General features: G+C 67.6%; 1 protein-coding gene. It reads left to right on the plus strand.

Features of this window, described 5'->3' with window-relative positions; genetic code table 11:
- On the plus strand, positions 1-430 hold a 430-nt coding region (hslV, locus tag QZH66_RS18420; protein ID WP_305807234.1), incomplete at its 5' end, for an ATP-dependent protease subunit HslV.
- Positions 431-460 lie beyond the last annotated feature (30 nt).

Below are 460 nucleotides of genomic sequence, written 5' to 3' on the forward strand. Positions count from 1 at the left end.
CACGGCGCGCAAGGTGCGCAAGCTCCACCACGGCAAGGTGCTGGCCGGTTTTGCCGGCGCCACGGCCGACGCCTTCACCCTGTTCGAGCGCTTCGAGGCCAAGCTGGAAAAGCACCAGGGCCACCTGGTGCGGGCCGCCATCGAGCTGACCAAGGACTGGCGCACCGACCGCGTGCTGCGCCGCCTCGAAGCCATGCTCGCCGTGGCCGACCTCGAGGCCTCGCTCATCATCACCGGCAATGGCGACGTGCTCGAGCCCGAGCAGGGCATCGTCGCCATCGGTTCGGGCGGCGTCTACGCCCAGTCGGCCGCCAAGGCGCTGATCGAGAACACCGAGCTGTCGGCGCAGGAGGTGGTGAAGAAGTCGCTGGAGATCGCCGGCGAGCTATGCATCTACACCAACATGCACCACACCATCGAAACGCTGTAGCGCGCCGCGCTCTGCCCGCCGTTTCCTGAA

The organism is Stenotrophomonas sp. YIM B06876, assembly GCF_030711595.1.
GTDB lineage: Bacteria > Pseudomonadota > Gammaproteobacteria > Xanthomonadales > Xanthomonadaceae > Stenotrophomonas.